Below are 19561 nucleotides of genomic sequence, written 5' to 3' on the forward strand. Positions count from 1 at the left end.
CAGGCATAGCGGCTTTACAGTGCAAAGCCGCTAAGTCTGGGCGAAGACAGTAACAGTTCATCACTTGTCACGCCTGTACCTTGCCCTTCTCGCCACCTTATTTGAATACCGGCTTCAAACGCCTGATACTCAACTGCGAAGGCCTTACCGATGTAGCCCGCCACAATCCAATTGTTACTGAAGCGATACTGCCCTTCAGCCATCAGGTTTCCGCTTAAGCCTGTATCAGAGCTTTCGCCAAGCGTTTTGTTATTATCTTCGGATGAAGCAGCTCCACCAATAGGAAAGCGCAGATCGTCGTCTTGTTCAACACGGGAGAGTGCAAGAGAGCTACGCAGCTTCACTTGCCAGTTTAAGGCTTCAAGGGTTAGCAACTCTGAATAGCCACCAATACTTACAAACTGGCTTGGGCTAAAGTACCCCCCGTTGCCTATGGTAAACCCGCTTAAGTTTTTATCGTAGCTCGTGTAGCTTAAAAACGGCCCTACACGCCAATAATCAAGCTGAGATGACACCACACTAGCAATATCATAGCTAACATCACCACGAAGCGATAGCGCGCTATTATCGGCAACCCGCTCGCCTTCTAAGCGGCTGATTTGCGCGGTGCCGGCAACTGACATGTTATCAGCTATTGAATGCGCCACTAACCCTCTTACTCCGCTTTCTATCACAAAGCCCCAAGGCTTCTGGTGGTCTGCATTGAAAGTACCGGTTTGGCTTAACAAGCTGTCTTCTTTCGCTTTTCTAAACAAGGTTGCCGCAACCGTCGTACTGGTAAGAAACTTGGTTGCCGATAGCTGGCCTGTTACTTTGGCGTCAACAGGTTGGTCGAACATGGCGTATTCGAGATTGGCATAAAAGTTAAAGCTAGGCGCCTGATAATTCACCTCGCCGCGAAGCCCTATGTCCTCAAAACCACTAATGCCTGTAAAAGTATTACTTAACTGCCTATCGCCAAACCAATCTCCGCTTTGTGGACTGCCGCTGTAGAACTGCTTATAGTCTAGGGACACCTGCCATAGCCAATTGTCATAACCGCTGCCAATGCCTACATAATGTGAAAAGACGTCGAAATTACCAAGCCCTTCGTCCCCGCTGCGGCTACGCGTAGTCACGCCATACAGCGCGCTAATCCCCTCTTTGTACTGCGCCGCAGTTACCCGTTCATCGTTGCTGTTATAAGCAAGTAAAAATTGCTTTCGCGGCCACGCGCTGCGTGTAACCCGCTGCTGCTGTATTGCTTTTACCGCAGTAAACTTTAGCGCTAACCGGTTAAGCTCAGACTCGTTATATTGATTTAGGGTCACCAGTTCATTAGCAATAACGGTATCATCGGGCGATACAACAAGCACATTTTCAAAAGCGTTGGTGGCTTTGCCAGTGTCCTGAAGCGCTTTTGCCGCCCACCCTATTAGCGCTTGCTCATCAACATTGAGAGGCCGCAAACGGGAGAGCTTTTCACCCGCCTCAATACTTTGCTTATAGCGCCTTAGGTCATAAAACTTTGCCTGACGGCTGGCAAGCGCATCCGCGCATCGCCTAATAAAAGCTTCTTTGCTTAATTGACAGGCCAGCTCAAATGCTTTGTCTTGCGCCTCTTCACTTCTTTGCGCAGTAAGGGCTAAATAACGACCTTCATTGTCGTTAACTAAGCGAAACAAAGCGTCAGCAAATTTGAAATCTTTCTTGTCGTACTGCTGCCAAGCTGCGCCCTGTAACACTTCTTTCGCGTAGCCGCTGTTATCAGCATTAAGGTACTGTTCTAGCGCCTCAACATCTCGCAGCGCAAGTGATTGCTGTAGCTTCACACCAGTCACACTGTTTAGCCCTTGCTGGGCAGACTGTTTATCGATATCGCGAACCGACGATTGTAACGCCAGTGCGAACTGCTGCTCAGCAGTCTTTAGTATTCCTTTATCTACAGCTGTCCAACCCATGAGCAGATAAAAGTCGGTACGCTTTAGCTGTTTGCTTAGCGCAGCCAAGGTTTCAATCTTTTGTTTTGATGTGTTAGCGCGCGCTTTAGGCGTTAGTTGGGCAAACTGCTCCAAAGGCAAAGACTTTGAGAGTGGCTTTTGCGGTTGAAATGCCTTATTTGTCTGTTCCTTTTGCAAAGCGTTACTTGCTGACTCAGAGGACGTCGCAATAGGTACTGCGGGAGCGGGTTTAAGCCTGCCGTTTATCCTGTCTAACTCTCTCTTTACTTCTTCAGGCACATCCCAAGTAGGATAACTGTTTTTTAAACGCCTATATTCGTCGTTCGCCTGTTTAATTTGCTTTTCGTTAATGTGATACCAAAGCCCCGTTAAGTCAGGCTGCGCATTGGGCGCGGGAAGTAAGCCTAAATCTTTTTCTTTATAGGTTGTTTTGGTTTGTCCGAAAGCCTGTTGTGGCAGGTAGGAGATACTTACCGCTCCTAATACCACAAATAAGATACGGGGGGTAAAGCGCGTTTTCACGATGCGTTATCCGACACCGCTAGCATAGAGAGCAGCGTTAAACTGGCCGAGTAATAGTCCATCTTGCGATTAACTGTTGGCCACACTGGTTCTTCAGATTTCATAAGGTACTTGACGGCTAACTTCACCGACTGCATGCCGGGTGTCATCTCATATTCAGCGGTTTGCTCGGTAAGTAGATTAACAGTGGCTGGAGTAGGCGTTTTAGCCCACCATTGATAATAGGGCGCAAAAAGTTCTTCGGCTAATGCCGCGTTGTCTCGGACCTGTACGGACCATGCCAACTGCAGCGGAATGCGAATAGCGTTAAAGCCAAACTCTGCAGATACCACGTTGGTTAGGGTGAGCTCACCGGATAAACCTGACTTTGCTGAACCACTATTGCGGGGTTCAAAACGCACCCAGTCGCTTGGCAGTTGATAGGATGAAAATTGCATGTTCGAAAGCAAAGTAAGCCCAGTTTGATGGAGCTTTTGCCATCGCGACGGTGTATTGGATAAGGCAGATAAATCTGTAAGTGCGGGAAAAACCCAGTATGACAGATTAAGCTGGAGGCTCTTTTGCCCCTCGCTTTGTGAGGTGAAGCCGTACTCACCAGGTAGTAACATCACGCTACCTTGATGCTCTACCAACAGCTTTTGCTCTACAGCCTGAACAATCTTACCCGCTTCGTCTTGATATCCCTTTATTCCCCATTTTTCACTGGCCCGTAACAAGGCCCATGCAATTAAAATCTCGCCATCTGATGCATTATTCGGGTCGTCTATACACGACTCCGAATTATCGGCACATGGGCGATATCGCCAGCTGAAAAGCCCATCGCTGCGCAAAAGCGTGCGCTGGGTCCAGTGCCATAGGGCATCGAAGGTATCTTTGTCGTCGGCTGCTACAGCGAATAACATGCCATAACCTTGCCCTTCGCTGTGCGACACCTCATCGTTTCCCGTATCTACCACACGCCCGCCGTCGATAAATAGCGCTTTATACGCCATAAATTGCGATTTAAAAGCATTGTCTTCTTTTGTGGAGCACGACACTAACAATAGGGTTAGTGCTATCGCCAGCAGCGTTTTTGTTGCCTTAAATCCGGTTACCATGAGTCTTGTACTTGTTTATTTCTGCGCTTAAGTAATAGGTAGATAATTAAGCTTACCACGAAGACAGTAACGACAAACCCAATCAACCAATACCAAGGGTTGTTAGAAAGCCATAGTCTTAAATGCAGCCAGTTATCGTCAGCTGCACCTACTTCGTATTTGTCATTTACTTGCATAACAAGTGACGGTGATAGTGCATCTTTCCACGCAAAGAAATCGCCTGCCATTTGGCCCCACATTGAAAGACTAACAAGCTCAGTCACTCTTGTTTGCAACAGCTCAGGGGTTTGCGCAGCAACAATGAATAAGGTGTCGGTTTGCGATGAGGTTGGGTGCGCTTGCGCGGTCAAAATCGCCTGCTCACCTAAATCATTTTTTTGTACAGTCTGACCATTTGTTCGCATTTCTTTAAAAGACTCATCGCCGGTTACGGTGCGAATATGGTTATACAAATTATTCTGCAGTCGATAAGACCAGCGTTTCGTGGCCTCTATGGCAGTACTAAATTCAGACTGTTCTAGTTGCGAAAGGGTTTCTGGCGTGCCCAAAACGATTATCGAGCCCTCTTTCGTTACCTCACTACCCATTGCTATTTGAACATTTAGCAAAGGTACTTGTGCGACCTGCGCTAACTTTGCGGAAAGGGTAAGGGCTGTATCTAAATACTGCTCTGAAGGAATGGTAATCGTTGAAGCAGGGGCAGTTTTAAAACGGGCAAACGGGTACGCAGTTTCAGCGAATAATGCTAAGTTCGGCTGTACAGCTACATTACCTGCATTGGGTAATTCTATAGATGAAGAATCAACAAGCTGGAATACTAGGTGTTTTCCTGCAACATCATCACAAGGCACTCCGGCAAGCGGCGCGTTCAAAGCGACATCAAAATCAATATAGTTTACGCCGCCTTTAAAGAACCGCGCAGGCACTCGAAGCTGGTAGTCTCTGAAAGACTGGCCGTTCTCATTGTTTAGCGACAAGCCGTGAACCAATTCGTCGTTTACACTTACATTCATCACCGAGCCAGGTCCAAAACCCGCGCCATAGCCAAAATTGAGCAGTAAATTGACGCTCGCATTTTCCGGTACATAGAAATCAGCAGGCAGCCTGAACGACACCCGCTTATTAAAACTTCCCTCCCCTCTAAACTGTGACGTAGATGCGCCAAGTTGTTGGAAAAAATAACGATTATCGGGGGTAAGTACTCGATTGCGTTGAAGCGTGTCTGCGTCCATTTGAGTTTGAGAAAGCACGGTTACCTGGGAAATTGGATTAATAGCATCATCCATTATCGCCAGCGCTTTTGCTGCTTCTAGTACTTCACTTTGGGTAGTACCACTCACAATAAGTCGGTAACTTGCAGGCACTATCACTTTATTGTCCGTAATAAATGCTGGAGTGCGTTGGGCTTTAAGAAACGCACCGTCAATTTGGTTAATTACTTCATTAGATAATACCGGCGATAGCGCTTCTACAGTGCCTACCAATACGTGAACCGGTTGTTTGGGTTTTGCCGTTAAATACCAAGCCGAACGTTCATAACGGGCTATGTTTTGTTCGTTCCACTCGCTATTTTCAGTTTCATCTAACTGAGGTAACACATATCCGTCATCAAAAGTGTCGCTCTCTATGATAAGTGGCTGATACTGGTTTCTAAGCGCCAAGGCTTGCGCCACAATAGGGAGCGCTTGCTGTTTTAGCTCACTGTCAGCCTCGCGTGCGGTATAGAGTTGCACGCCTCTCTGTCCGCCAATACCGGGGTTAAAAAAGCCGCTAAGTTCATCTAGCATAAAGCGTGTTTCAGCAGTTGAAGCGTCAATTTTCAATGTGGAGGTATAGGCATTTATTTCACTCCACAACTCAGGCGCACTACCATCTACACATTGCTCAGCATAATGCTGACTTACCGCCAGTGTTAGGGTATTGAAACCCGCGCGCCACAGCGTATTAGGAATTTCTATCTCTGACACTAGCGATGGTCTATCCGGATCAAATGCTACCTGTCCTATCGTCGCATTATTAAACCTGACATAAAGTTGAGAGCGTTTTTTTATCAGTGCTTGAGAGCTCATCACCTCTAATCTTAACTGCGCGCTGTTAATGTTGGTAACTGAACTTAATGGGATCGAGATGTCCAGCGAAGCAGATTTTCCCTCAAGGCGTACGGTACCGTCACCACCAAAAAAATCCGTCAACCGATATGTCTCGGTTTGCGCCGCTAGGGTTAACGACATGCACAAACACAAGGTGAAAATAAGGTATTTTTTTATCATTAACTATCCTTTGCCGCTTTAGGTAGTAACCCTAATTGGCTAGCGAATTTCCCCATTAATACAAGCATATGTAATAAAACAGGCTTTAGCCCAACTTTTAATACGTGTTTAGCGCCAAACCAGTAAGAAATAGGTCTGGTTCTGCGTCGCTGAAAAGCTAACCAGCGCAAACTGTCACAAAGCGCAAACGCGATAGCCTCACTTTTTTGTTCTTCAGTTTCTGGTGTAAAGCGCACCCGAAGTATTTTTGATTTACTGTCGTAGTGAAGTACAACAATAGCGATGTGTACGTTTTTATTAAGTGCATGGCTCCATGACGTTAGCGTTGCCCTTTCTGGCACGAACGCTCCCTCACCTTTTAGTTTTAGCCTTGCACCGCCTAACGAAAGGTCAACTAAGTCACCCACCCAAGCTTCATCACTATTTGTCTTAATCACCACGCTATTGGTGGCGGGCAGGCGAGCCTGACTTCTTACCTGTTTACGCTCTAAAAGTACACTTAGCACTGACAGAAGTATTAGTAAATTAAAGACATTCCAGAGCAACACCACTAATGTGAGCTCTCGGGTTAACGGCTCGGTGATAAACTTATACACACCGCTTCCCAATGCAAAAGTAATGACAAGTATTGCCCAGTAAAAGACGTTAGAAAGGGGCGACACGAAGGTTCTTTCTAAGCTCTCCCCTTTTGGGGTTACAACGAAAGAGGGTGCACGTGGTTTTAAGAAGACTTTTACTAGCGCGTTTAGCGTAAACGCACATTGCAATATTTCGTAGAGCTCAGACACTAGCGGCCATCGTGTTCGCCCAAAAAGCATGGTAGATATCATGTAGGTAGCGATGACGTGTGGCAGTGTATAGGCAAAGATTTCAAGTATGGAGGCATGGTACACCTGTAGACCAAACACAAGGTACGCCAAAGGCATAAATAAAAAGATGATACGAGCAAAGGGGAATAACCAGAACATGATTGAGCTCATGTAGCCCACTCGCTGATACCATTTTAGCCCTTCTGCTTTAAAAGGCTTTTTCAGTAATAAAATTTGGGTCATACCCTGTGCCCAGCGCATGCGCTGCTGAATAAAAGCATCGAAGGTCTCGGGCGCAAGGCCGCTAACCATGGGTCTATCGACATAAACCGACTCGTAGCCCATTTTATGAAGGTCCAATGCGGTTTCGGCATCTTCGGTAATAGACTCACCTGATATACCGCCTACCAAATCTAAATGCTTACGGCGCATAAGTGCGGCTGAACCACAAAAAAACGAGCTGCCCCAATAATCTAAGCCTTTTTGGATAGTGCCATAAAACATATCATTTTCTGATGGCATACGGCTGAATGCTGAAAAATAGTTACGCTCTACAGGGTCGGGATTCGCCATAAAGTGCGGGGTTTGAACAAGAAATACTTTCTCGTTTTTAAGCATCCAAGGCACGGTTCTATCAAGGAAGTCCGATGTAGGTACGTGATCTGCGTCTAGGATCACTATTAGGTCGCCATGGGTGTTTTGTATTGCGCTATTAACGTTACCCGCTTTGGCAAACTCATTTTTTGCCCGAGTGTGATAGGTAATACCTAAGCGTTCACACAGTGCCTGTAAATCCTGTCTACGCTGCTTCGCTTGAGCGGCTGAAATCGGGTTGTCTGCATTGATTTTTTGATCCGTCCCTCCATCATCCAGCAAATGGATATGCAGTTTCTCTTTAGGATAATCCAGCATTTTTGCTGCGCGGATAGTGACTTCTAATATTTCTTCATCTTCGTTATAGCTAGGAATCATAACATCGACACTAGGCAACGTAGATTTATCCATTCCTTCCAAAGAAAGTAAAGGTCGGCTTAAAGGGAACGCATTGACAATAGCGCCTAACACAGAGGTGATGCCTGCATAGATTTCAGCGGCGAAAAGTAGCCACACTGCAATCATCGATAAAACATCGGAATAGGTCAGTGTGTAAAGGCCCCGCCACAGTAAATACCTAACACTAAGCGCGATTGCTAGAACAAGGGCAACAACGCGAAATAAGTGTTGATACTTTTGAGTGTGCCTCGCTTCTTTACTGCAAAGCGATACAAAAATAAGAACGACTATCGAAGAAAGGAGCTGGCCAAGCGCATCCATGGGCGCTAACAAAAGCGCCCCTAGAAAAAGAGACGCAACTAAGAGTACTACTATCAGCTTAGAGGTATAGTGATGTCTATAAGTTTGCGAATAATCCAAGTTTGCGATCCAATATGTGTATTTGCGTTACACTTGCATAGTTCGCCCTGTTTATTAACGTCATCTTACCGTCCACGATCTCAACTTCGTGGTTACTTTTATAAAACAAGCTAGAGATGTGATCTCTGCGTTTTCTGTTACTTTTTGAAACTAAGAACCATGCCGGATACGTTGCTACGCCAAAGGCTGCAACGGCGATCAAGCCATAAAAAGCGACCGGCGACATGGAAGGTGCCACGTACAGGGAAAATAAAAACATAGCCATACTTAGTACCGTAAATATACCAGTAATTTTACGTAAGCGTATAACTTTAATAAGATTATTTTCGGCGTCTAACAGTAACGTCAAACGCTTTTTCCAAAGCTTTTCCGTCTCCAGGTTAGTACGCGCTTCCACTAATCGAGGCTTGTTGCTCGCGGGTGTCGCTTGTCTGAAATGTTGTGCTCGTTCAAAAACATTTACCGCGACACCAGCGTTAATGGCGCTTTGAAATGACTGTTCAAGCAGTTCAGACTGACCAAATTGTTTTGCATTATCGACTAGTTTCACGGCGCACAACCCTCTCATTACTACACGACAAGTTTACTTCTGCACACCCGGAGGAAAAATTGCTGAAACCATACTTACTGATTGATAATGATACGCTTACATACGCAAAATAAAATTGAACTTTAGCTCATTAAACTTTGGTATAAACCTTATAGAATAAGGGATAGCGCATTTCCCACAGGTTTTTAAAGCTGAACTTTCCTGGCTAAATTTCGAACTTTTAAACCCTGAAAAAAGGAGGGGTATTAGACTAATTGATAAGAAGGATATGCTTGTTTTTTAGGTGTTCGGCTTGCGCAGCTTACTTAAAATACTTATTAGGTTACTGACGTTAAAAACGGTACCAAAGATGCTCCCTACAGATATTGCGTAAACAAGCCCAAGGGTTTCAGCAACAAGAAAAACTTTTCGTATGGTATGCGTATTACGAATAACAAGAGATCCTACCGTAAAAATTAATGAGGATGCATAAGCGATAAAAATGATCCAACCGTGCTCTAGCACAAACCACTCATAAGCGAGAAACCCAATATTTACCGCCACGAAGGCAAACAAGATGGTGTTACTTCGGTGCTTGATGGCAATAAAGTTACGAACGCTGGCAAGCAAGGTACCGACTCCGGCGGCCATGGCATCAAGCATGAAAAAGTGCGCACTTAGCGCAGCTAGCGCAAAAGCCGAAATAAGTAGGTATTTGTCTACATGGCTTTGTCTATATCCAATAAAGTTTAAAACAACAGCTATCGCACCAAACGCTTCTGCAACAATATTCATTTTCTACTGCTCGTTAAAATTTCAAATAAAAAGGCTGACAAAGGGCTTTGTATTCGTGGGTATATTGGCCCTGTTCATCTTTTATAGTGAGTGTTTGCCTGCTATCTGCAGCGATTGATGCCAAGACATGTTGGCGGTTTAAACCCGCTAAACCTGAAGCACGTTTTGTGAAGTGAAACACACAAAGGTAAGGTGCTTTTTCTGACGAGTGCCTTACATACATTATTTTTTTTAATGCAAAACCACAGGACAGCGCAATCTCAATGACATTATCTTCTATAGAAGATGGGTACACGCAGTACATACTTCCTAACTCAACAAGCATTGCACTGGCTCGCTTAAAAAGTTCATTCGGATTAAGTGAAGACGTTTGTCTTGCTAGGTTTCGCTTTTCCGGCTGCGTGCTATAAGCCTTGGTCTCTTGATGTGGCGTATCAAAATAAGGGGGGTTTGTGATAATCATATCGTACTGATATGGCGCTTCAAACGTCTTGATATCGCTATGATGTATAAATAGCTGTTTTGACCACTTCGCGTTTTGAAAATTAAAAGCGGCTTGTGATGCAGCGCCTTCATTAATCTCTATGGCATCAATGCAGGCCAAAGCTTGGGCTTTTTGCGCCATCATCAGCGCTAAAATACCGCTTCCCGTTCCTATATCTACTATGCGCTGGGCAGAGTTAGGCTCAGCCCAGCTTCCTAGAATAAGGCTGTCTGTGTTCACTTTCATTGCACATTTGTCTTGAGCAACCGTAAATTGTTTGCAGCGAAACATAAGAAGGTAGACATTATCCTGTCATTAAAAGCCGCGCATTCTATACCATGATAACCAGCGCTTCACGTTAAGGTTGTGACATTTCATTACCAGCGCTGTAACGACATCATGTTTCTCGCTACATCAACGGCGTGAACCGGCCGGTATTTTTTCAATGGCCCTTTCATCAGGCTTTGCCAGATAGGCGCGGTTTTCTGCGCAATATCTTCAAGGGTGCGCGACTCATCTCGATTGCCTAACAACAGTGACGGCCTAACTGCTGATGCATGGGGCAGCTGAGGCATGCGCATAATGGCATTTTCTAACTCGCCTTTTACCCTCAAATAAAAATTACTACTTTTAGCATCGGCCCCCACCGACGAAACCCAAACGAAGCTATTCGCACGCTGCGCCCGAGTTAACTGCGCCGCTACGTGGACATATTCAAAATCCACCCGCCGAAACGCTTGCTTGGACCCCGCTTTTTTAAGCGTTGTGCCCAAGCAGCAATAGACATGATCTACGCTAAAGTAGCCTTGGTAATCCTGAAGATGATCAAAGTCGATCACCACGGGTTTTAACCTATTGTGTGGGTCCTTAAACATCTGCGATGACAGTGGTTTTCTGACCAAGCAGGTTACTTCACTATACCGTCTATCCTGTAACAGCATGTTTACGAGCGTTCGTCCTACTAAACCTGTCGCTCCTAGCACCATTGCGGATTTCATACGTCGCACCTTGTATCATAAATTGATATAACTACAATCAAACCTTCGACAGTCAAATATGCAGATAAAAATGAAAAAAGCCCTTTTAATTGGAGCCGCTATGCTCTCTACTGCTTTAAACGCTGAAACGCTCACTATTGAGCGCATTTTCTCCTCCCCTTCTCTTGATGGCAATGCGCCTCGCGCTTTAAAAGTATCGCCTGATGGAGAGCGTGTAACTTTCCTTAAAGGGAAACAAACTGATTATGAACGCTTGGACCTTTGGGAATACCACATTGAGAGTGGTGAAACTCGCATGCTGTTCGACTCTAACGATTTACAAAGTGGCGAAGAAGTGCTTTCTGACGAAGAAAAAGCGCGCCGCGAACGTATGCGTTTATCAGGCAGCGGTATTGTAAGCTACCAATGGTCAGACGATGGCAAAGCCTTATTATTTCCGCTAGGCGGTGACGTGTTTTACCACAAGCTTGGCGAGAAAGGTGCCAAGCAGCTGCTCGATACAGAAGCTTTTGAAACCGACATCAAGCTTTCGCCTAAAGGCAACTACATTTCGTTTATTCGCGACCAGAACCTTTACGTAAAGCACATTGCATCAGGTAAAGAAACCGCCATCACCAAAGAAGGTGGCGGCAATATAAAATTCGGTATGGCAGAGTTTGTGGCACAGGAAGAAATGGGCCGCATGACAGGCTACTGGTGGTCGCCAGATGAAAGCAAGATTGCATTTACCAAGGTGGATGAAAGCCCGGTCGACGTGATCACACGTTCTGAAATTTATGCTGACGACATCAAACTTATTGAACAAAAGTACCCGAAAGCGGGCACGCCAAACGTATTGGTGGAACTTGCTATTCAAGACATCAGTTCTGGCGATCGCACGTGGGTAGATTTAGGTGATGACAAAGACATTTATTTTGCCCGTGGTAAGTGGATGCCAAACAGCAGTACCTTTACTTATCAGTGGCAAACCCGCGACCAGCAAACCCTTGAACTTCGCGCTTTTGACATAACAGAAAGCAAGCAAAAGGTGCTGTTAACCGAATCGAGTGATACGTGGGTAAACCTGCACGACGACCTATACTTCTTAAAAGAGCAAGGCCAATTCATTTGGGCTTCAGAGCGCGATGGCTTCAAGCACCTTTACCTCTTCGACAATAACGGTAAATTAGTTAAGCAATTAACGAAGGGTGACTGGGTAGTAGACAGTGTAGAAGCCATCGACACAGCAAATAACCGTTTGTACTTCTCTGGACGTAAAGACACGCCACTGGAAAGCCATGTATATAGTGTGTCGCTAGATGGCGGGGATATAACTCGCGTGACTGAGCTTGGTGCTTATCACAGCGCTGCGTTTAGCAAAGATGCTTCTATTTTTATTGACCGTTTCTCAACCATAAATTCACCTGCCCAGGTTAGCCTTAACAGCGCAACCGGCGGGCGAATTACTTGGCTTGAAGAAAACAAGGTTGAAGAAGGCCACCCGCTGCACGCCTATATGGATAGCTGGACAGCCCCTGAATTTGGTGACATTACCACCAAAGATGGCGCAACCCTCAAATACCGTATTTACACGCCAGAAAGTGCAAAGCAAAACCCTAAGCAAAAACACCCTGTTATTGTTTACCTTTACGGCGGCCCGCACGCACAAGTTGTAACAAACAGCTGGGCGGGCAACCGTGGTTTGCTGTTCCAACACTGGGTTGACCAAGGTTATGTGGTGTTTACGCTAGACAACCGCGGCTCTAACTATCGCGGCAAGGGTTTTGAAGATCCTATCTACAAAAAAATGGGCTTTATTGAGGTTGAAGACCAAGTGGCAGGCGTAGAGTTCTTGCGCACCCTTCCCTATGTAGATGCGAAGCGCATTGGCGTACACGGCCACAGCTACGGTGGCTACATGACCCTAATGACCATGTTTAAAGCGGGCGATTACTTTGCGGCCGGTGTGTCAGGCGCACCAGTCACCGACTGGCGCTTGTACGACACCCACTATACAGAGCGCTACATGGGCAACCCAAATACGGATGACGATGCTTACACTGCGTCTTCAGTATTCCCTTACGCAAAAGACCTAAAAGGCGACCTTTTGATTTACCACGGCATGGCTGACGATAACGTACTGTTCACCCACTCGACCATGCTGTACAAACACCTTCAAGACTTGGCAATTCCGTTTGAAACTATGGACTACCCAGGAAAGAAACACAGTATTCGTGGAAAACAAACGGGCATTCACTTATACAAAACTGTCACCAATTTCTTTAATAGAAATTTAAAAGACTAAGCTAAGAGTAAGTGAAGCAATAAAAAAGCGATGCCTTGTGAAAGCGCATCGCTTTTTTAATGGGTTTTACAAAATGGCTTGGCGGTATACAAAATGCAATACCCACAAAGGGGCACCATATTTGCCGTTATTAGCTAAACATCTGGGTTGCTAGGTTTTGCTGTACCGCCTGCGCTGATGACGCACTCAGCTCTATTTCAACTGGATCGGCTTTACCCGACAACCAAATTTTAAGCTCAGCGTCGGTATCAAAATGCCCCGCCGTTTCAACAATAAACTGGGTAATCGATTTATAGGGAATTGAGTGGTAGTTTACTTTGCGCCCTGTAAGGCCTTGCTTATCAATAAGAATTAAACGCTTATTAGTGAACACGCTTAAATCGCGCACTAATTTGAACGCAGAAGTAACCGTCTCATTAGCCGCTAAAATGGGGGTGAGTTCTTCTTGAACATCTGCAGCGCTTGTTTCGCTTGCATTACCCATAATGGTATCAAATAAACCCATAACTATTTCCTTTTAGGCAGAGGCAAGCTTTACTCGCCATTGAACTCTATGCGCCAGTGGTTTGGGTTTATCCAAAGCAAAACCTTGGCCATAATCGACCTTCAGCTTTCGCAGTACTTCTGCTGTCGCATTGTCCACCACAAACTCAGCAACGGTTTGCTTACCCATGCTGTGCGCAATGTTATTAATTGCCGTTACTGTAGCATGATCAATAGGATCGTGAACGATATTTCGAACAAAGGACCCGTCAATTTTGACGTAATCCACGTCTAAGTTCTTTAAATACGTGAAGGAGGACATACCCGCGCCGAAGTCATCAAGGGCAAAGCTACACCCGATATCACGTAATGTAGAAATAAAATGTTTTGCCGCATTTAAGTTAGTTACCGCGGTTGTTTCGGTTATTTCAAAACATATTTTTTCGGCGGGTACCGTGGTACTTTGCATTCGCTGCGCGATTTTATGCAGCGCCATTTCATCGCCAAGCGTGATCCCCGACAGATTAATCGCTACCTTACCTACATTGTCGATATGCGCAGGGTTGCTTTCCAACGTTTTTAAGGTGTTATCGACAACCCATAAATCCACTTTGTTCATCAACCCGTGGCGTTCTGCTAAAGGTATGAATAACCCGGGGCTAATAAGCCCACTCTCTTTAGAGTTTAAACGAAGTAAAATTTCATAATGCTGTAAGTGAGCACCTTGCTCTTCTTGCGGCACTGTAAGCGGCATAATCGCCTGGCTATACAACTCGAACCCGTCGTGTTGCAGTGCTTTATGCAGTGCATGCAATACTTGGTTTTCACTGTCGTCTATCGCCATTTGACTGTCGTTTTCTCGGAACACAAAGTAGCGATTGCGCCCAAGGTGCTTGGCTTTATAACAGGCATTATCTGCTGCCTTAATCAATGCTTCAGCGCTTTGAGTACTTTCGTTTATTTCTATTACACCAATGCTGGCACCAACGAAAAAGAGTTTATCGTCATATACGAAGCGGTAATTTGAAACGGCAAGCAAAAGTTTATCTAAACACTGGGTAACCTCATCCAAACTTTGGTTACGAAATATAATGCAGAACTCGTCGCCTCCTATGCGAGCCAGTAAATCTTGGCCATTTACAAATTGCCTAAAAATAGTCGATATCTCTTTTAGTAACTTGTCGCCCGCCGGGTGCCCACAGCTATCGTTAACCAATTTAAAACGGTCCATGTCGATAAAACACATAACGCTAGGCTTTGCAGGCTCCCTGTGTAGATTAATTGCCGTCACATTGGTTTTGCTATTTATGCCACCGCTTTTACCGGTAACACTGAATGGGGTGTACTCAGCGCTGTCATTGGTATGTAGTAAAATTTCGCGTAATTGCGCATCGAACGCGTAACGGTTGAGTAACCCTGTCAGCTGATCGTGATTCGCTTGAAAAAACACTTCCTCCTGTAACACCAACTCTTTTGTTACATCGCGGGCAATACCTTCAATGGCAATTAATGCGCCCGCGTCATCTAATATTGGCGTATCGGAGAACTCCAGCACTACGGATTTGCCACCGCTACTTTGATAGTGAACCAGATAGGGCTCGGGCTTGTTTCCTCTTGCTATTATTTCGCGGATTTCAAAAGTTTCATCGGGAACTTGGCGAACGTATTTAGGCTCGTTTTTACAAAACGTTTCTTGAGCATATCCCAATATTTTTTCAAGGCCCGCACTTACGTAAATAAACGTGTGATCGACCGTTTTGGTGTAAACAAAGTGTCGGTGCATACCATCGACCAAACGCCGGTATTTTTCCTCACTGCGTTTCAAATCCTGCTGAGCTTTAAAACGTTCAGTTACGTCTCTGACTGTAATCGCGATGTTATTTGCCGCTTTTACCACCTGTATTTTAAGCCATTCAGGGGCAACTTTATCGCTTGTTAAAGGAAGGTGCGACTCGTAAGGCACCCCAGTTTCTGCAACACTTTGCACATGCTTGGGTATGTCATGAAGCTCTAGGTAACGCATTTGCTCAGAAAGCGTCATAGCGTGCAGAACATCACAGGCCCCTCGAAATAAGTATCGACTGTAGGAGTTTGATTCTACTAACACAAAGTCTTCATCAGACGGTTGGTATATCAACAACGCATCCAAAGACGCCTCGCTAGCGGTTAAATACCTCTGTTGGCTATCTGATAAACTCACCGCCCCTTTTAGCTGCTTATGCAATACATAACTCACCAAGGCAGTCATGATCAAACCAATAACGATAACCAGCATACCCGTATTGTAGGGGCTCAGTTGAGATTGCATAGAGAGGGTAAAATCACGCGTAATGAAGGAAAACGGCGCGAGTGAAACTTGTGTGCCGTCGTTAACAAGTACGCCGCTTTCAAATAATATGGCATTGTCAGCCGCCAACTTAAAGTTAAATTGGGGCCCCACTAACTCGCCTAACATGACGCCTAAAATAGACTGAACATCGAACCCTGCTATTAGATACCCGTGCTCCGGCTCTTGAGGGCTGATAGCTCTGCCAATAAGAATATGATGATGCTGAGTCTGAGGAGAAAAAATAAGCGTACTTTCAAATTTTTCAGACATCGAGGAAATAGTCAGACCTAACTCGCTCATCGGTTCCCCAACTAAACGGTTATCCAGTCGCGTTTTAACCCCTGAATTTGGGGTAGCAATCCACTCTATATTGCCCTTCGCGTTAACAAACGCTAGCGATGAATATCCTTTTTGCATTCCCATAAGCGAAAGCGCTTGGGCATTAAACCAGTCTACCTGGTTCGGTTCAAACGTAGGCCAATTTCTCATTACGTTGTGAAGGGCTTGAATACGCTCGGTAGAAAAGACCTCTAAGCTGATTTTGACTTGCTCAGCCACTGTATTTGCCTTAGAGACTCGGGCCGCACGTTCTTCACTTTGAATGGATACACCCGCAGATACGAAAACGAGGGTGAGAAAAAGGAAAAGCACCGTAGGGAATGCATATATACGATGGTTAATTCTGCTCAGCATTTGCGTATCTCCGGTAAATCGCCGAGATAGACTAAAGTAGAATTATGAAACAAATGTGAATTGCCTTATATACAATATGTTGTAGGCTCTGGCGAAAAATGAACACATCTGGCACTGTAGGGGATTAGTATCAAAATAGATAAAGCATCGCTAACCATAGAGCGCTAATGAATGAGTAGCACACCTAACTTTGACAGTATTAAACTCGCTTACGAGCGGATCAAAAAAGACGTAAAACACACGCCTATAGTGGAATCATCTTTACTTAACCACTGGTTAGGCCACCGTATCCTATTTAAAGCCGAGTGCTTACAGACGATCGGCGCGTTTAAGCTTCGCGGCGCCATGAATTTCCTCGCCCGTTTACAAGAAGAAGGTCGCCTTCCAAAACACGTGGTTGCAAATAGTTCGGGTAATCATGCGCAGGCGGTAGCCTATGCAGCTGCACACTTTGGTATTAAGGCAACAATTTTTGCCAGTGAAACTATTTCCCCTATTAAAGCCGCTGCCACGCAAAGCTATGGTGGTGAACTAAAGTTGTTTCCCACTCGTCCAGAGGCCGACGCTGCGGTAAAAGAAGCATCAAAAGCCCCTGATACGGTCTGGATCCCGCCGTTTAATCACGAAGATATTGTAGCCGGACAAGGCACTGCAGCACTTGAGGCTCTCAATGAGGTGGGTAAGGTAGACGCTGTATTTGCTCCCTGCGGTGGTGGTGGCTTGTTGTCAGGTACTCTGTTGGCAACACGCACATTGCAACCTGATGCACTTGTCATTGGCGCAGAACCCGCTGAAGCCAATGATGCTTCTATGTCGCTTCAAGCAGGTGAAATTGTTGCTTTAGACTATTCGCCTAACACCCTTGCCGATGGCGCAGCCACACCATCTGTTGGTGATGTTACGTTTCCTTTACTTCAAGAGCTTGATGATTTTTATGAAGTGGACGAGGTGCAAATTGCTTATTGGACGCAATGGCTGCACCATCTACTAAAGCTTCACATTGAGCCTACTTGCGCTATGACTATGGCGGCGGTTGCCGCATGGGCCGCCAATACGACACCAGGGCAAACCGCTTTAGTGATGTTATCTGGGGGCAACATTAGCCAAGCTTCCATGGCAAAAATTTGGGAACGTGACTTTTTGCTACAGCCACCTATCATCGACTTTGAAGAATTAAACGAAGAATAAAAATCATGAAGACAAGACAGAAATTAACTATGACTCCAACACTATTGAATACTCATCCTGCAAAGCGAGTAATGGGCGTTGTTGCCTCTGCCGCACTCATGGCTGCCCTGTCTATGGGAGCTTCTCAGGCTGCAACGCTTGTAAATAACGTGAAAGGTTACACGCTTAATGAAAGCGGCAAGCTCATCACGTTTTCTAACCTTGTTATAGATGAAGGCAAGGTAGTGGCACTAAACGTAGAAAAAGACAACCACCGTATTGATGAAACCATAAATGGCAACGGAAAGGTGATGCTGCCAGGGCTAATAGATGCACACGGTCACTTGCTAGGCTTAGGTGCAAACTTACTCGAAGTGAACTTGCGAGAAAGCAGCAGCGCCCAAGATGCCGCCAAAATGGTGGCCGACTACGCTTTTGCCAATGCACAACAAGATTGGATTACAGGGCGTGGCTGGAACCAAGAATTATGGTCTGACAGGGCCTTTCCAACAGCGGCCGACTTAGACAACGTCGTATCTGACCGCCCCGTTTTTCTTACCCGTGTAGACGGTCACGCGGCGTGGGTCAACACTAAAGCCATGGAATTAGCGGGCATTACTAAAGACACTCAATCACCCGTTGGCGGTGAAATTATCAAAGATGCAAACGGCAACCCTACTGGCGTGTTCATTGATAACGCATCTTTATTAATAGAAGAGCATTTACCCAAAGCCAGTAACGCCATATATGCCCAACAGCTCGACGCAGCTGGTGAGCACTTACTTGCTAATGGCATCACGTCAATGCATGATGCCGGCGTCGGCAGAGAGGTTTATGACTTCTATTTAAAAGAGGCCGTTGAGGGCGATTTACCGGTACGTATTTACGCTATGATAAGCGCAACAGAACCCGAGCTTTCGACCATGTTGGGTAACGGCCCTATTCGCGACGAAGACGACTTTTTGTATATTCGCTCGGTTAAAGCTTATGGCGATGGCGCGCTAGGTAGCCGAGGTGCAGCGCTTCTTGCGCCCTATTCCGATGCCCCACACCAGCATGGTTTATTACTGACTCAACCTGAAGACATGACGCAGCTTTTCACCACCGTTATAGGCGCAGGATTTCAGCTTAACTATCACGCCATTGGCGATAAAGCGAACCACGTAGCGCTAAATGAATTTGAAACTACCTTTGGCAATATTGGCGGCAGCGAACTCCGCCATCGTATTGAGCATGCGCAAGTAATTGCACCCGATGATTTGGCCCGCTTTGCCAAGTTAAAAGTGCTACCTTCTATGCAGCCAACGCATGCCACCAGTGATAAGAACATGGCCGAAGATCGCATAGGCAAAGAACGTATGAAAGGCGCCTATGCATGGAAAACGTTGCTAGATTCAGGCATTGCGCTGCCACTAGGTTCTGACTTTCCAGTAGAGTTAGCCAACCCCTTTTACGGCCTTCACGCGGCGGTAACCCGTCAAGACAGAAACAACCAGCCAGTAAAAGGCTGGTATGCTCACGAGGCTCTAACCGTTGAGCAAGCGTTTAAAGGCTTTACGTTAGATGCGGCATACGCTGGGCATATGGAAGACACACTAGGTACGCTAACGCCAGGAAAATGGGCCGACTTTATCTTAGTGGACCAAGATATCTTCACCATTGATGCGAAGGACATTTGGAAAACCGAAGTGCACGCTACGTACGTGGCAGGCAAGCAAGTATTTGCCCAATAACCGCGAGTGTAGTGC

13 protein-coding genes are annotated in these 19561 nt (G+C 45.7%); 3 read left to right on the forward strand and 10 right to left on the reverse strand.

The annotated features are described in order from the left end of the window. Positions 1 to 14: 14 nt before the first annotated feature. The 8 genes from MADE_RS16700 to MADE_RS16735 all read right to left on the reverse strand — a co-directional run bounded on the left by MADE_RS16700 (position 15) and on the right by MADE_RS16735 (position 10857). On the reverse strand, positions 15 to 2462 hold the full coding sequence (locus MADE_RS16700; protein WP_023559896.1) for a cellulose synthase subunit BcsC-related outer membrane protein: 2448 nt from the start codon (positions 2460 to 2462) through the stop codon (positions 15 to 17). Beyond that, positions 2459 to 3559 (reverse strand): family 8 glycosyl hydrolase, encoded by a 1101-nt coding sequence (locus tag MADE_RS16705; protein WP_020746612.1) that lies wholly within the window; start codon positions 3557 to 3559, stop codon positions 2459 to 2461. Before MADE_RS16705 ends, MADE_RS16700 begins: the two co-directional genes overlap by 4 nt. Then, entirely contained in the window at positions 3553 to 5829 is a 2277-nt protein-coding gene (locus tag MADE_RS16710) for a cellulose biosynthesis cyclic di-GMP-binding regulatory protein BcsB (RefSeq protein WP_023559897.1), read from the reverse strand. The genes MADE_RS16705 and MADE_RS16710 overlap by 7 nt, the downstream gene beginning before the upstream one ends. After that, a complete protein-coding gene (gene bcsA / locus MADE_RS16715; RefSeq protein ID WP_041912780.1) occupies positions 5829 to 8051 on the reverse strand; it encodes a UDP-forming cellulose synthase catalytic subunit in 2223 nt (740 codons plus the stop codon). The genes MADE_RS16710 and bcsA overlap by 1 nt, the downstream gene beginning before the upstream one ends. After that, the gene (locus tag MADE_RS16720) at positions 8029 to 8601 is read right to left on the reverse strand and encodes a hypothetical protein (protein WP_023559898.1); all 573 of its coding nucleotides are present in this window, start codon (positions 8599 to 8601) and stop codon (positions 8029 to 8031) included. The genes bcsA and MADE_RS16720 overlap by 23 nt, the downstream gene beginning before the upstream one ends. A 279-nt stretch (positions 8602 to 8880) precedes the next feature. Continuing rightward, entirely contained in the window at positions 8881 to 9375 is a 495-nt protein-coding gene (locus MADE_RS16725; RefSeq protein ID WP_015068102.1) for a YgjV family protein, read from the reverse strand. A 13-nt stretch (positions 9376 to 9388) separates the two neighbouring features. Further along, entirely contained in the window at positions 9389 to 10105 is a 717-nt protein-coding gene (locus MADE_RS16730) for a tRNA1(Val) (adenine(37)-N6)-methyltransferase (RefSeq protein ID WP_041912964.1), read from the reverse strand. 131 nt (positions 10106 to 10236) lie between these two features. Then, positions 10237 to 10857 carry an NAD(P)H-binding protein gene (locus MADE_RS16735; RefSeq protein ID WP_020746615.1) on the reverse strand — a complete coding sequence of 207 codons (621 nt, stop codon included), beginning with the start codon at positions 10855 to 10857 and terminating at the stop codon, positions 10237 to 10239. A 70-nt stretch (positions 10858 to 10927) separates the two neighbouring features. Between MADE_RS16735 and MADE_RS16740 the strand changes: the two genes are divergently transcribed. After that, the gene (locus tag MADE_RS16740; protein WP_020746616.1) at positions 10928 to 13141 is read left to right on the forward strand and encodes a S9 family peptidase; all 2214 of its coding nucleotides are present in this window, start codon (positions 10928 to 10930) and stop codon (positions 13139 to 13141) included. A gap of 130 nt (positions 13142 to 13271) precedes the next feature. Here the strand turns inward: MADE_RS16740 and MADE_RS16745 are convergent, their stop codons facing one another. Beyond that, positions 13272 to 13646, reverse strand: coding sequence for a PH domain-containing protein (locus MADE_RS16745; protein WP_015068106.1), 375 nt, complete (start codon positions 13644 to 13646; stop codon positions 13272 to 13274). Positions 13647 to 13658: 12 nt separating this feature from the next. Next, the gene (locus tag MADE_RS16750) at positions 13659 to 16646 is read right to left on the reverse strand and encodes a putative bifunctional diguanylate cyclase/phosphodiesterase (RefSeq protein ID WP_023559900.1); all 2988 of its coding nucleotides are present in this window, start codon (positions 16644 to 16646) and stop codon (positions 13659 to 13661) included. Positions 16647 to 16817: 171 nt separating this feature from the next. On the opposite strand from MADE_RS16750, the gene MADE_RS16755 reads away from it, so the two are divergent. Both MADE_RS16755 and MADE_RS16760 read left to right on the forward strand, forming a co-directional pair. After that, positions 16818 to 17834, forward strand: a complete 1017-nt coding sequence (locus tag MADE_RS16755; RefSeq protein ID WP_023559901.1) for a serine/threonine dehydratase — start codon at positions 16818 to 16820, stop codon at positions 17832 to 17834. Between the two features lie 71 nt (positions 17835 to 17905). Further along, positions 17906 to 19546 (forward strand): amidohydrolase, encoded by a 1641-nt coding sequence (locus MADE_RS16760; RefSeq protein ID WP_023559902.1) that lies wholly within the window; start codon positions 17906 to 17908, stop codon positions 19544 to 19546. The last annotated feature ends 15 nt before the right edge of the window (positions 19547 to 19561 follow it).

Origin of the sequence: Alteromonas mediterranea DE, from assembly GCF_000020585.3 — a bacterium.
GTDB classification, from domain to species: domain Bacteria; phylum Pseudomonadota; class Gammaproteobacteria; order Enterobacterales; family Alteromonadaceae; genus Alteromonas; species Alteromonas mediterranea.